The 12,008-nt window shown below is 59.7% G+C and carries 13 protein-coding genes; 2 read left to right on the top strand and 11 right to left on the bottom strand.

Annotated elements, in window-relative coordinates; genetic code table 11:
- Positions 1 to 29 precede the first annotated feature (29 nt).
- From coaBC to pyrR, 10 genes are all read right to left on the bottom strand, one after another.
- Positions 30 to 1,238: a bifunctional phosphopantothenoylcysteine decarboxylase/phosphopantothenate--cysteine ligase CoaBC gene (coaBC, locus tag AK829_RS03045; protein ID WP_052206352.1), complete on the bottom strand. Its 1,209-nt coding sequence runs from the start codon at positions 1,236 to 1,238 to the stop codon at positions 30 to 32.
- Between the two features lie 85 nt (positions 1,239 to 1,323).
- Positions 1,324 to 1,629, bottom strand: coding sequence for a DNA-directed RNA polymerase subunit omega (gene rpoZ / locus AK829_RS03040; protein ID WP_052204135.1), 306 nt, complete (start codon positions 1,627 to 1,629; stop codon positions 1,324 to 1,326).
- Positions 1,630 to 1,637: 8 nt separating this feature from the next.
- Entirely contained in the window at positions 1,638 to 2,219 is a 582-nt protein-coding gene (gmk, locus tag AK829_RS03035) for a guanylate kinase (RefSeq protein ID WP_052206351.1), read from the bottom strand.
- Positions 2,220 to 2,242: 23 nt separating this feature from the next.
- Positions 2,243 to 2,563, bottom strand: coding sequence for an integration host factor, actinobacterial type (gene mihF / locus AK829_RS03030; RefSeq protein WP_052204133.1), 321 nt, complete (start codon positions 2,561 to 2,563; stop codon positions 2,243 to 2,245).
- 251 nt (positions 2,564 to 2,814) lie between these two features.
- The gene (gene pyrF, locus AK829_RS03025) at positions 2,815 to 3,636 is read right to left on the bottom strand and encodes an orotidine-5'-phosphate decarboxylase (RefSeq protein WP_052204132.1); all 822 of its coding nucleotides are present in this window, start codon (positions 3,634 to 3,636) and stop codon (positions 2,815 to 2,817) included.
- Positions 3,623 to 6,991, bottom strand: coding sequence for a carbamoyl-phosphate synthase large subunit (gene carB / locus AK829_RS03020; RefSeq protein WP_052204130.1), 3,369 nt, complete (start codon positions 6,989 to 6,991; stop codon positions 3,623 to 3,625). The genes pyrF and carB overlap by 14 nt, the downstream gene beginning before the upstream one ends.
- Complete coding sequence (locus AK829_RS03015) at positions 6,992 to 7,432, bottom strand: carbamoyl-phosphate synthase domain-containing protein (RefSeq protein WP_052204128.1); 441 nt, start codon at positions 7,430 to 7,432, stop codon at positions 6,992 to 6,994. It lies immediately after the preceding gene.
- 10 nt (positions 7,433 to 7,442) lie between these two features.
- Positions 7,443 to 8,717 (bottom strand): dihydroorotase, encoded by a 1,275-nt coding sequence (locus AK829_RS03010; RefSeq protein ID WP_052204127.1) that lies wholly within the window; start codon positions 8,715 to 8,717, stop codon positions 7,443 to 7,445.
- Positions 8,718 to 9,662: an aspartate carbamoyltransferase catalytic subunit gene (locus tag AK829_RS03005; RefSeq protein ID WP_052204125.1), complete on the bottom strand. Its 945-nt coding sequence runs from the start codon at positions 9,660 to 9,662 to the stop codon at positions 8,718 to 8,720.
- A gap of 10 nt (positions 9,663 to 9,672) precedes the next feature.
- A complete protein-coding gene (gene pyrR / locus AK829_RS03000) occupies positions 9,673 to 10,233 on the bottom strand; it encodes a bifunctional pyr operon transcriptional regulator/uracil phosphoribosyltransferase PyrR (RefSeq protein WP_052204123.1) in 561 nt (186 codons plus the stop codon).
- 155 nt (positions 10,234 to 10,388) lie between these two features.
- Here pyrR and AK829_RS02995 point away from each other — a divergent pair, with 155 nt between their 5' ends.
- Complete coding sequence (locus AK829_RS02995) at positions 10,389 to 10,832, top strand: YbjN domain-containing protein (protein ID WP_052204121.1); 444 nt, start codon at positions 10,389 to 10,391, stop codon at positions 10,830 to 10,832.
- Positions 10,819 to 11,310: a YbjN domain-containing protein gene (locus tag AK829_RS02990; protein ID WP_052204119.1), complete on the top strand. Its 492-nt coding sequence runs from the start codon at positions 10,819 to 10,821 to the stop codon at positions 11,308 to 11,310. Before AK829_RS02995 ends, AK829_RS02990 begins: the two co-directional genes overlap by 14 nt.
- Here the strand turns inward: AK829_RS02990 and AK829_RS02985 are convergent.
- Positions 11,240 to 12,007 carry an ATP-binding cassette domain-containing protein gene (locus AK829_RS02985; protein WP_052204117.1) on the bottom strand — a complete coding sequence of 256 codons (768 nt, stop codon included), beginning with the start codon at positions 12,005 to 12,007 and terminating at the stop codon, positions 11,240 to 11,242. The two genes, AK829_RS02990 and AK829_RS02985, sit on opposite strands and share 71 nt — an antisense overlap.
- Position 12,008: the final 1 nt, after the last annotated feature.

Genomic DNA, 12,008 nt, shown 5'->3' with positions numbered 1-12,008 from the left:
AGTTGGCAAAGCTGGGCGGTCCATTAATTTCAGTAGGCCTCAATCGCATCCCAAATTGCTACCGCTACCTCGTGCTTTGAGCCTTGGGGCACTTCGGTTTCTGAGCCGTCCGCACCAAGAATCCAACCTTCATTGTGGGACTCACCAAAGACCTTGCCGCCCGTAACAGCGTTGACCATCAGCAAATCTGCACCCTTGCGTGTAAGCTTCGCACGCCCAAACTCCAATGGGTTATCGGTCTCAGCGGCAAATCCAACAATGACAGCGTCCGTCTCCCCCGCCTGACGACGCTCAACCAGCCCGCGCAGCACATCGGGATTTTCCACCAAGTGCAGCGTAGACAGCGAGTCATCGGCTTGGCCCTTCTTCAGCTTGCTCGTCGCCTCTTGCGCAGGGCGATAGTCTGCAACGGCCGCCGCCATAATCACCACGTCCGCCTCCGCCGCACGCGCGTTCATGGCCTCCTCCAGCTCAGCGGTTGAGCGCACGCGCACAACCTCAGCACCAGCAGGGGTATCCAACGCGTCTGTATTGCCAGCAACAATGGTGACGTCGGCGCCGCGGTGCACCGCAACGTCTGCAAGCGCAAAGCCCTGCCTACCCGAGGAACGGTTTCCAATGAAGCGCACCGGGTCAATGTTCTCCTGCGTACCGCCAGCGCTAATCAGTACGCGCTTGCCTTCCAAGCTTCGTTGGATTGGGCCCGTTGCCAACACCGTACGAGCAAGCTGGGCGATTTGCGACGGCTCAAGCATCCGACCTGGACCAGTGTCCTTACCAGTCAGCCTGCCGTGTGCCGGTTCTAGCACCGTTACCCCGCGGCGACGAAGCGTTGCCACATTCTCCTGCGTGGCTGGGTTAAGCCACATCTCCGTGTGCATCGCAGGCGCCAACACAACGGGACACGTTGCTACCAGCACCGTCGAAGTCAACAGATCATCAGCACGCCCCGCGGCTAGGCGCGCAATCAAGTCAGCTGTTGCCGGAGCAATGACAATCAGGTCAGCCTCCTGGCCCACCCGAACATGCTGGACTTCATCCACACGGCTAAACACCTCAGTGTCCACCGGGTTTCCGGACAGCGCCTCTAACGTTGCAGCCCCAACAAAGCGCAGTGCGTTTGGTGTCGGCACCACCTTCACGTTGTCCCCGGTCTCCGTGAACTCCCGAATCACCCCGCATGCCTTGTAGGCCGCGATGCCGCCAGCAATACCGATCACTACGTTGCTTTTGCTCATGGGCATAAAGTCTACGCAACGCAAAAACCGCGCACCCGCCAGCTGCGGCGAAGTGCGCGGTTATAGAAAACCGAGGTACGAAAGCTTAGTTGCCTTCTTCGTGCTCCAGAAGACCCGCCTGGATCTCACGCAGCGCGATAGACAGCGGCTTCTCGCCCGGCTCTGGGTTGACCAGGGGGCCGATAAACTCGAACACACCCTCATCAGAGTTCTGGTAGAAGCTGTTGATCTGGCGAGCACGCTTGGCCGCAAAGATGACCAATGCGTACTTCGACGAAACCTTGGTCAGCAGCTCATCGATCGGAGGAGCCGTAATGCCCTCCGGTTCGTCGTACACACGCTCCGCGGAAGCGGCAGCAGTGGTCGACAGCTCATCAGTGACGTTGCTCAACTCAACACCTACTCATTTGTTGTATCAGTCAAAAGGGCCGCAATGGCGGCAACCGCCCGGTCAACATCGTCGTTGACCACAATGGAGTCAAACTCATGCTGGGCATCAAGCTCGCCTCGGGCAGTTTCTAGACGACGCTTAATCACGTCCTCAGTTTCAGTCCCACGACCAGTCAGACGCTCCACCAGCACTTCCCACGACGGGGGTGCAAGGAACACCGTCTTAGCCTCAGGCATCAACCGCTTAATTTCACGTGCGCCAACCAGGTCGACTTCAGCCAACACCGGTCGCCCCGCCTCCAGCGCTTCACGCACCGGGCCAGCCGGCGTACCGGAACGCTGCAGGCCGCCGTGTATGTCGGCCCACTCCAGCATCTCGCCAGCATCAATGCGCTCCTGGAAGTCAGTTGGAGAGACGAAGAAGTAGTCCCTGCCATCAACCTCACCGGGGCGTGGTGCACGCGTAGTCATGGACACCGAAAAGTACAGATTCGGCACATCAGTAACAAGGCGCTGAACCACGGTGGATTTACCCACCGCGGACGGGCCAGCCAAAACAATCAGCCGACCACGCGTTGCATCATTCTTCACGGTATCCACGGGCGCGTATACTCTTACGCGTCGAAGCCGAAACGCTCGAGCAGAGCGCGGCGCTGACGGTCACCGAGGCCACGCAGGCGGCGGGTCTGGGCGATCTCCAGCTCCTCCATGATCTCGCGAGCCTTGACCTTGCCCACCTTCGGCATAGCCTCGAGCAGTGCGGAGACCTTGGTCTTGCCAATGATCTCGTTGGTGTCAGCCTTGTCCAGGACGTCCTTCAGGGTGGTCTCGCCACGCTTGAGGGAAGCCTTCAGCTCTGCACGTGCCTTACGTGCCTCTGCTGCCTTCTCAAGGGCTGCCTTGCGCTGCTCCGGGGTCAACTCGGGAAGTGCCATGGATCCTCCAAAATTTATTCGTAGTTTGTACTGGTCCAGTTACTTAACTGTCCTCAGCATTATTGCCGAGAAGCACCTTATACCCAGGTCGGGTAATTGCATCGTTGCAACTCGCCAGCTTCGGTCTAGTGTAGCACTGCATCTAGTGCTGCCGTATTGACTTGGCTCTACAGACTACTGCATTTCGCCATGTCAACGCATCGACGCAAATAAACTACCAGGGGTTTTGCCCTGGTAGTGAATTGCCCCTCCTAATTATCGCGTTTCCCCAGCTCGACGGCTTGATTGCGCAGGTCACTGACATTCGGTCCGTGGCGCAACACAGAACGCGAAACGTTTGGAAACACCAGGTGTGCACGCTTCCCAGCAATGCGGTCAACGTCTGCAAAGGTCGCGCCTTGCGCACCCACACCAGGCATCAGCACCGGGGCATTGAGGGATTCAAGGGCTGGAGGCGTATCGACGGTCGCGCCAACCACCACACCCACATCCCCCACTTCCCCACGCAAAGCGGCATCTGCGTTGAACTTCGCGCACTCATCAGCCATGAACTGCGCAACCGTTACCCCACCGTTCAAGGTGGAGCTCTGAAACTGCTCAGCCTCAGGGTTGGAGTTTGCAGACATCACGAACACGCCCTTGCCGTGTTGCTGTGCAAGCTCAATCGCCGGGGCAAGCGAGCCCACACCCAGATACGGCGTGAGCGTCAATGCGTCTGCCTCCAGCGGTGCGCCTGGTTCCAACCACGCGGCGGCGTAGCCGGCCATGGTGGATCCGATGTCGCCACGTTTGGCATCCGCAATCGTGATTGTTCCCAACTCACGCGCCGATGCAAGGGTCTCCTCCAGCACGGCGAAGCCTTGGGCGCCGAAGCGCTCGAAGAACGCCACCTGGGGCTTGATCGCCGCAACGTGACCGCCGAAGGCTTCCACACACGTCATAGCGAAGGTGCGCAAGCCGTCGACAGTGTTTGCAAGGCCCCACTGCTGAAGCAGCGCCGCATGGGGGTCAATGCCGACGCACAGGCGCCCATGCGTGCGGCCTGCCTCTACGAGACGGTTACCGAACCCCATTGCCAACCTTATGGTCGAGCTCCTGCAGGCTCATCACCGTGATCTCCTTAGCGCGAAGCGCCTCGATGCCCTGTACAGCGGCGGTAACGCCCTGCACCGTAGTCATGATCGGCACACCTGCTGCTACGGCGGCTGCGCGAATGTCATAGCCGTCATGGCGAGCACCCGCAGAGCCAGCAGGGGTGTTGAGCACCAGGTCGATCTCACCGTCGGTGATGCGATCAACCACAGACTTGCCCTCCGCACCCGCGCGGACCTCGGAGGCCTTCAGGACGGTCTCGCACTCGATACCGTTGCGACGCAGCATCTGTGCCGTCCCCTCCGTAGCCAGCACGCGGAAGCCCATGGTGGACAGGCGCTGGATTGGGAAGATCAGGGTGCGCTTGTCACGGTTAGCCACAGAGACGAACACCGTGCCCTCAACCGGCAGCGCACCAAAAGCTGCGGCTTCTGCCTTGGCGTATGCGACACCGAAGGACGGAGCCACGCCCATGACCTCGCCGGTGGACTTCATCTCTGGGCCCAGGATCGTGTCCAGCACAGCGCCTTCCGGCGTACGGAAGCGGCTAAACGGCAGGACAGCTTCCTTCACGGCAATCGGGTGTTCCAGCGGCAGCGAACCGCCGTCGTAATTGGACGGGATCAGCCCCTCCTCGCGCAGCTGCGCAATGGTTGCGCCCAGCATGACGCGGGCAGCAGCCTTGGCCAAGTGCACGCCCGTTGCCTTAGACACGAACGGCACGGTGCGCGAAGCACGCGGGTTGGCCTCGATGACGTAGAGAATGTCATCCTTCAGAGCGAACTGCACGTTCATCAGGCCCTTAACCCCAATGCCGTGAGCAAGCGCCTCAGCGGAGCGGCGCACCTTGGCAATGTCGTCCGGGCCGAGCGTCATCGGCGGCAACGCACACGCAGAGTCACCGGAGTGGATGCCGGCCTCCTCGATGTGCTCCATTACACCACCCAGGTAAACCTCGTTGCCGTCAGAGAGCACGTCTACGTCAATCTCAATGGCGGAATCCAAGAAGCGGTCCACCAACACCGGGTGATCCGGGGAAAGTTCCGTGGCACGGTCAATGTAGTCGTGCAGGGACGCCTCGTCGTACACAATCTCCATGCCACGACCACCCAGCACATACGACGGGCGCACCAGCACCGGGTAGCCGATGTTGTTGGCAACCTCGCGTGCCTCCGCAAAGGAGGTCGCCGTGCCGTATGCCGGGGCAGGCAGGTTGGCAGCCTCAAGCACCTTGCCAAACTCACCACGGTCCTCAGCAGAGTCGATGGCCTCAGGGGTGGTGCCGACGACAGGCACGCCAGCGTCTGCAAGCTTCTGTGCAAGACCCAGCGGAGTCTGGCCACCAAGCTGGACAATCACACCGGCAACGGTGCCGGATGCAGCCTCAGCGCGGTAGATCTCCATGACGTCTTCGAAGGTCAGCGGCTCGAAGTAGAGTCGGTCTGCCGTGTCGTAGTCCGTGGAGACGGTCTCCGGGTTGCAGTTGACCATCACGGTCTCGTAGCCAACGCGCGACAGCTCAAGGGCTGCGTGCACACAGGAGTAATCAAACTCAATGCCCTGGCCAATTCGGTTCGGGCCGGAGCCCAAGATGATGACCTTCTGCTTCTCGCTATCGCTCGAAGCAGAAGCAGAAGAAGCTGCTTCGCACTCTGCATCCGGATCCAGCTCGTACGCGGAGTACAGGTACGGCACCTTCGCTTCGTACATACCTGCGCAGGTATCGACCGTCTTGAACACCGGGTGGATGTTCAAAGACCAGCGCAGGGAACGCACGCCCTCCTCGCCCGCAAGCTCCGGGCGAAGTGCGGCAATCTGTGCGTCCGAAAGACCAAACGCCTTCGCCTCACGCAAAAGATCCGCATCCAACACAGGCGCAGACTCAAGGGTCTTGCGGAAATCAACCAGAGTTTCCATCTCACCCAAGAACCACGGGTCAATACCGGATGCGGCATAGACCTCATCCGCGGTTGCGCCCAGGCGCAGCGCCAACTCAGCGTCGTAAATGCGCTTGTCCGTTGGCACTTTCAGGTCTTCGAGTACTGCGGCAACATCTGTTGCGCGCTCGCCCGCAAAGTACTCATCCGGACGGGTCCAGAAACCGTTCGGCTTGTCCTCCATGGAGCGCATAACCTTATTCAGGCCCTGGATGTAGTTGCGGCCAATACCCATGGCCTCACCCACAGCCTTCATGGAGGTACCCAGCGTCTCATCAGAGCCCGGGAACTTCTCAAAGGCAAAGCGCGGCATTTTGACAATAATGTAGTCCAGCGTCGGCTCTTCAAGCGCCGTAATCGCCCCACCGGTCATGTCGTTAGAGATTTCATCCAACGTGTAGCCAATGGCCAGAAGGGTTGCCACCTTTGCAATCGGGTAGCCCGTTGCCTTGGACGCAAGCGCCGAGGAACGCGACACGCGCGGGTTCATCTCGATTGTGATCAGACGGCCATCCTTCGGGTTGATGGCGAACTGGATGTTGCAACCACCCGTTTTCACACCAACCTCGCGGATGATGGCCTTACCCTGCTCGATCAGGCGAGTGACCTCGGGTTCCGTCAGCGTCAACGCCGGAGCCACCGTCACGCTATCGCCGGTGTGCACACCCATCGCATCCACGTTCTCAATCGTGGCGATGGTGATGCAGTTGTCCGCCTTATCGCGGATCAGCTCAAGCTCGATTTCCTTCCAGCCAAGGATGGACTCCTCAATCAGCACGTTCGCCTCAGGGCTGGCGGTCAGACCATCACCGGCGATGCGGTGCAGGTCATCCATGTCATAGGCCAGGCCGGAGCCCAGGCCGCCCATGGTGAACGACGGGCGCACCACGCACGGGAACCCAAGCTCAGCAACGGTCTCTTCGACCTCTTCCATGGTGTAGCAGACGCGGGAGCGAGCGGACTCGCCGCCGATCTTTTCCACGATGTCCTTGAACTTCTGGCGGTCCTCACCACGCTCAATCGCATCAATGTCAGCGCCGATCAGCTCCACATCGTGCTTGGCCAAAATACCCATGCGATCGAGTTTGATCGCGGTGTTGAGTGCGGTCTGGCCACCCAGCGTCGGCAGGATTGCGTCAACCTTGTGGCCGGCTTCTACCTCGCGCGCCAGAATCTTGTCAATGTAGGCCGGCTCGATCGGCTCCACATAGGTGTGGTCCGCAAACTCCGGGTCCGTCATGATCGTCGCCGGGTTAGAGTTCACCAGCGTCACACGCAGGCCCTCATCCTTGAGCACACGGCAAGCCTGAGTACCCGAGTAGTCAAACTCACAAGCCTGACCGATCACGATCGGGCCAGAGCCGATCACCATCACATGCTTGAGGTCATCGCGCTTCATTTAGTTTTCCTCCTTGACTACGAGGGTGGCGACAACGCTTTCGTTGCCGGTCTGAGACAGGTGTCGGACCAGTTTGCGGGTGTCCACCCCGTAGATACCGCTGATGCCTTGCGCGGTCATCGCTTCCTCCAAGGTGCGCACCGAGCGGAAGTTGGAAACCCGTGCGGTGAGATCCCTCACCACGACGGCCCCAACGGTGATGCGACCCTCCGAGTTGGCTACGTCCTCATCGTTCCAACCAGCGTTGCCAACCTGCGGTGCAGCGAAGATAAGCACCTGCCCCTCACGAGCAGGGTCAGTCATTTCGCGCTGGTAGGCAAACAAATCGGTGGTTACAGTGGCTGCGCCAGAGATCTCTGCGGTAGGCGTAGCGCCGAAGAGGTATCCGGGGAAAGACGTGCCGTCGGCAAGCACAAGCTCTGCCTTCTTACGTGCGTTCATAATCGGTTCCTTAAATGTTGGTGTAGGTCGGCGTGCCGCGCAGCCAAGTGGCAACAACGCGGGCGGAAAATTCCATGCCCTCGTACGGGGTATTCGAAGCTTTCGACGCCATATCAGCGCCGCGAGCAGTCCAGGGGTCATTCGGGTTTACCAACGTCAGGTTCGCTGGCTCACCTGCAGCGATCGGGCGGCCTTGATCCGCCAGACGCAGAATCTCTGCGGGGCGCTCACTCATCACCTTGGCCACAAAGCGCCAATCCGCCAGACCAGATTCAACAAAGACCTGGTGGATTGCCGCCAGCGAGGTTTCAAGGCCAAGCATGCCCGGCTTCGCATGATCAAACTCCACGCACTTGTCTTCAGAGCCGTGCGGAGCGTGATCTGTAGCAACAACGTCCACGATGCCTTCCAGCAGCGCGTCCCGAAGCGCCACCGCATCTTCGTGCTCACGAAGCGGCGGGTTAACGCGGTAGTTGCCGTCATAGGTAGCGAGCAGCTCATCGGTGAGCAGCAGGTGGTGTGGAGTCACCTCAGCGGTGATCTCAATGCCCTGCGCTTTGGCCCAGCGCAGCAACTCCACCGTGCCAGCGGTAGATGCGTGGCACAGGTGGTAGCGCCCTCCATAGTCGCGGGTCATGATCAGGTCACGCGCAACCACGGATTCCTCCGCAACACGCGGCCAACCAGTCAGTCCCAAACGCGCAGCCTGCTCACCTTCATGGGCAACACTGTGGGCGGTCATGCGGTGATCCTCAGCGTGCTGAGCCAACACCACGTCATACGCCTTGGCGTACTCGATTGCGCGGCGCATCAGCTGCGGGTCGTTCACGCAACGACCGTCGTCAGAAAACATGCGGACGTGTCCGCGGCTCATCAGGCCGATCTCAGTGAGCTCTTTGCCCTCCAAGTTCTTGGAGATAGAACCCACCGGGTAGACGTCACACTTGCCGTAGGCCTGGCCCTTGTCCCAGACACCATCTGCAATAAACGGCTGATCAATCACCGGGTTCGTGTTCGCCATGGTGAACACGGCGGTAAAACCACCCTTCGCCGCGGCGTCCGAACCAGTGGCAATAGTTTCGGTATCTTCGCGGCCCGGCTCGCGCAGGTGCACGTGCATATCTACCAGGCCCGGCAGCAAGACCAGACCGCCACAGTCCTTGACCTCATCGGCGTCGCTGACGTCAACGTCCGGTCCGACCTGCGCAATCACACCGTTGCGGATCAGCACCGTGGTGGCGTCCTCGCCATACGGGCGCACATTTGTGAGAGCGGTGGTACTCACTTACTTCACCTTTCCTTCCAACGCGTCCTCACCCGAGGTCAACAAGGTAAACAGCACCGCCATACGGGTGTAGACACCGTTGGAGACCTGGTTGAGCACCACAGTGTTGTCGCGATCAGCCACGTCGAAGTTAATTTCCATGCCTCGCAGCATCGGACCGGGGTGCATGATGAGGGTTTCCGGACCCAGCTGGTCCGCGCGCTGAGCGGACAGGCCGAACAACGTGGCGTATTCTCGGTGCGTGGGGAAGAAGCCACCATCCATGCGCTCAGCCTGGACGCGCAGCATCATCACCACATCTGCACCTTGCGCAATCTCTGCGTCAAAGTCGTAGGAGACGCGCGCCGGCCAGTGCTCAACGCCCATGGGCAGCAGCGTCGGCGGTGCGACGAGCACCACCTCGGCTCCCAGGGTGGACAGCAAGTCCACGTTGGAGCGCGCCACGCGCGAGTGCAAAATGTCACCGACGATCAGGACCTTCTTGCCCTGCACATCACCGATGTGCTGACGCATGGTCACCGCATCCAGCAGCGCCTGCGTCGGGTGCTGGTGCTGGCCGTCACCCGCATTGATGATGGAGGTTTCCGGCAGCCACTTACGCAGCAGATTCGGCGCGCCCGAGGACGGGTGTCGCATCACAATGGCATCAGCACCGATCGAGGCGATCGTGGACGCCGTATCTTTCAGCGACTCCCCCTTCTTCACACTGGAGGTAGCGGCCGAGACGTTAATCACGTCCGCACTCATCCACTTGCCAGCGGTCTCAAACGAAGACCTGGTGCGCGTGGAGTTCTCGTAGAACAAGGTAAAGATGGTGCGTCCGCGAAGCGTTGGCAGCTTCTTAATCTCGCGGCCATCAAGCGCCTCGCGGAAGCGGTCGGCCTCATCCATCAGGCCAACAATCTCCTCACGGCTTAAGTCTGCAATGTCAATCAAATGCTTCATTGCTTGAGCCTTAGCCCTCTCTGGTCAGGGTCACGCCGTCAACGGCATCAATGGGCGTGAGCGTGACAGTCACGTCCTCCGTCATAGCGGTTGGGATGTTCTTGCCCACGTAATCAGCGCGGATAGGCAGCTCACGGTGCCCACGGTCAACCAAGACCGCAAGCTGGATCGCCTTTGGCCGGCCAATATCTCGAAGCGAATCAAGCGCTGCGCGGATGGTGCGGCCGGAATACAGCACGTCATCCACTAGGATGACGGTGGTGCCATCAATGTTGGCCGGAATGCTGGTGGGCCTCAGCGCCCGGTGCGGCTTATCCCTCAAGTCATCGCGGTACAGCGTGACATCAAGGCTGCCAACTGGAATGTGTACGCCAGCGAATTCTTGGATGGCATCAGCAATACGATGCGCAAGTGGCACTCCCCCGGACGGAATACCAAGCAGCATGACTGTTGGTGCGTCCTCGCCATCAAGCGCGGTTTTCTCAATTATTTGGTGCGCGATGCGTGCGATCGTGCGCCCGACGTCTGAAGCTGTCAACAGCTCAACCGTCTGACGGTTCTCGTCGCTCATCGGTCCTCCTTCCCCGCCTCACAGTGCGGAATTTAAAGGTGGTGTCAACGACGCGTCCAAGCGTAGCACCGCGCACGCCTTTCAGGACAGTGGTTTACCATCGCCTGAGAGAATTTGTACCCCCGCACACCAAGTATTCAAGGAGAAAAAGGGCTGTGACTTCCCCGACCCCCGTCACGCTTGAGGCCGTCGCGGACGTGTTTCGCGGACGCGACCTCAACTTCCAGGTAGAAGACGACAAGCTCCTGTCAGGTTTTGAAAACTGCAGTATCTTCTTCGCTCTCAGTGATGACAGCCTGGTGTTTGAGTCCATCTGGCGTGGCATGGCCCCGCAGGATCTCGCCCCACAGCTGTTGTTCACCATCAACAACCTCAACCAGGCGCGTTTCGCCCCAACACTGCGCATGCTGGAAACCGCCGACGGCATGCTTGCCACCTCAGCCACCCGCACAATTGACGCTGCGGAAGGGTTGACTGATGAGCAGCTGGAGGTCTTTGTTATCAGCACCATCCAGATGACGCTGGAAACGTTTGCCCAGATCGAGCAGTCCCTGCCCGCCCTTGTTGATTGGACGGATACCCACGATGAGCACCACTAACACCCCCACCCAGGTCACACTGGATCGAATTATTGCCACTGCTGAAAACCTTGGCATTGATCTGGAGGAGGCAATCACTGGACGCTCCGCTCAGGCCAACGTCAACGGTGTGCCGCTGTTTTTCGTGCTGTTGGAAACCGTGCTGGTGATCCGCAGTGACTTTGCCACAGATGAGCCCACTCAGAGCGCTCAAGCCAACTACTTTTTGGCCGCGAACCAGGCGAATGCGTCCTACGTGCTCGCCCGCCAGGTTGCGGTGACGCATTTTGACACCCTGGTGGTGCGCTCAGAGCATGAGCTCAGTGTTGCAGGTGGGCTCACTGATGCGCAGCTTGAGCATGCTTTCCGACGCGGCGTTGACGCCGTCACCACCGGCCATCAGATCATGCTCGCCAATTTTGAAGAACTCAACGAGATGGAAGCTGCAGCTCGTGGCGAAGCGCCTCAAGCTCCTCCCCACCAGACATTTGACGAGTGAGCTCATCAATCGTGATAGCTTCACGCGGGGCGTCAAGCTCCTGGCGCCCCAACTTCAAGATGGTGAAGTGGTCACCCACCAGGTAGGCGTGGTGCGGGTTATGGGTCACCAGCACCACGGCGACGCCACGGTCGCGGGCAGAGGCGATGAACTTCAGCACCACACCTGACTGCTTCACACCAAGAGCGGCGGTTGGCTCATCCAGCACCACCACACGGGCGCCAAAGTAAACTGCCCTGGCAATTGCCACAACCTGGCGCTGGCCGCCAGAAAGGTTGCCAGCCTCAACGTTGACATCTGGGATGTCAATGCCCATATCCAGCAACTGCTCAGAGCAGATACGCTGCATCTCCTTCTGCTTCAGCGTCCCAAGCGGCCCAGTTAGCTCCTGGCCAAGGAAGAAGTTTCGCCACACGCTGAGCTCATCAACAATCGCCAGGTTTTGATACACGGTGGCAATCCCAGCATCGAGGGCGTCGCGGGGGGAAGAAAACGTGGCCGGTGAGCCGCAGATAAGCAGCTGCCCACTGGTTGGTGCGTGTAGACCTGCAAGGATTTTGATCAAGGTGGACTTACCTGCGCCATTGTCGCCCAGCACACAGGTGACTTCGCCCTCTTCAACCAGCAGGTTCACCCCACGCAGCGCGTCAAACGTGCCGTAGGACTTGGTGATGTCACGCAGTTCAATAATCGCCATG

The sequence above is a fragment of the Corynebacterium riegelii genome (assembly GCF_001263755.1).
GTDB classification, from domain to species: domain Bacteria; phylum Actinomycetota; class Actinomycetes; order Mycobacteriales; family Mycobacteriaceae; genus Corynebacterium; species Corynebacterium riegelii.
The sequence above is the reverse complement of the archived record's forward strand: the minus strand, read 5'-3'. Positions and strand labels throughout refer to the sequence as shown.

Bases quoted from the DNA above. Each gene is read 5' to 3' on its own strand.
- coaBC (WP_052206352.1), bottom strand. From the start codon at position 1,238: ATGAGCAAAAGCAACGTAGTGATCGGTATTGCTGGCGGCATCGCGGCC.
- mihF (WP_052204133.1), bottom strand. From the start codon at position 2,563: ATGGCACTTCCCGAGTTGACCCCGGAGCAGCGCAAGGCAGCCCTTGAG.
- pyrF (WP_052204132.1), bottom strand. From the start codon at position 3,636: ATGGGGTTCGGTAACCGTCTCGTAGAGGCAGGCCGCACGCATGGGCGC.
- carB (WP_052204130.1), bottom strand. From the start codon at position 6,991: ATGAAGCGCGATGACCTCAAGCATGTGATGGTGATCGGCTCTGGCCCG.
- AK829_RS03015 (WP_052204128.1), bottom strand. From the start codon at position 7,432: ATGAACGCACGTAAGAAGGCAGAGCTTGTGCTTGCCGACGGCACGTCT.
- AK829_RS03005 (WP_052204125.1), bottom strand. From the start codon at position 9,662: ATGAAGCATTTGATTGACATTGCAGACTTAAGCCGTGAGGAGATTGTT.
- pyrR (WP_052204123.1), bottom strand. From the start codon at position 10,233: ATGAGCGACGAGAACCGTCAGACGGTTGAGCTGTTGACAGCTTCAGAC.
- AK829_RS02990 (WP_052204119.1), top strand. From the start codon at position 10,819: ATGAGCACCACTAACACCCCCACCCAGGTCACACTGGATCGAATTATT.
- AK829_RS02985 (WP_052204117.1), bottom strand. From the start codon at position 12,007: ATGGCGATTATTGAACTGCGTGACATCACCAAGTCCTACGGCACGTTT.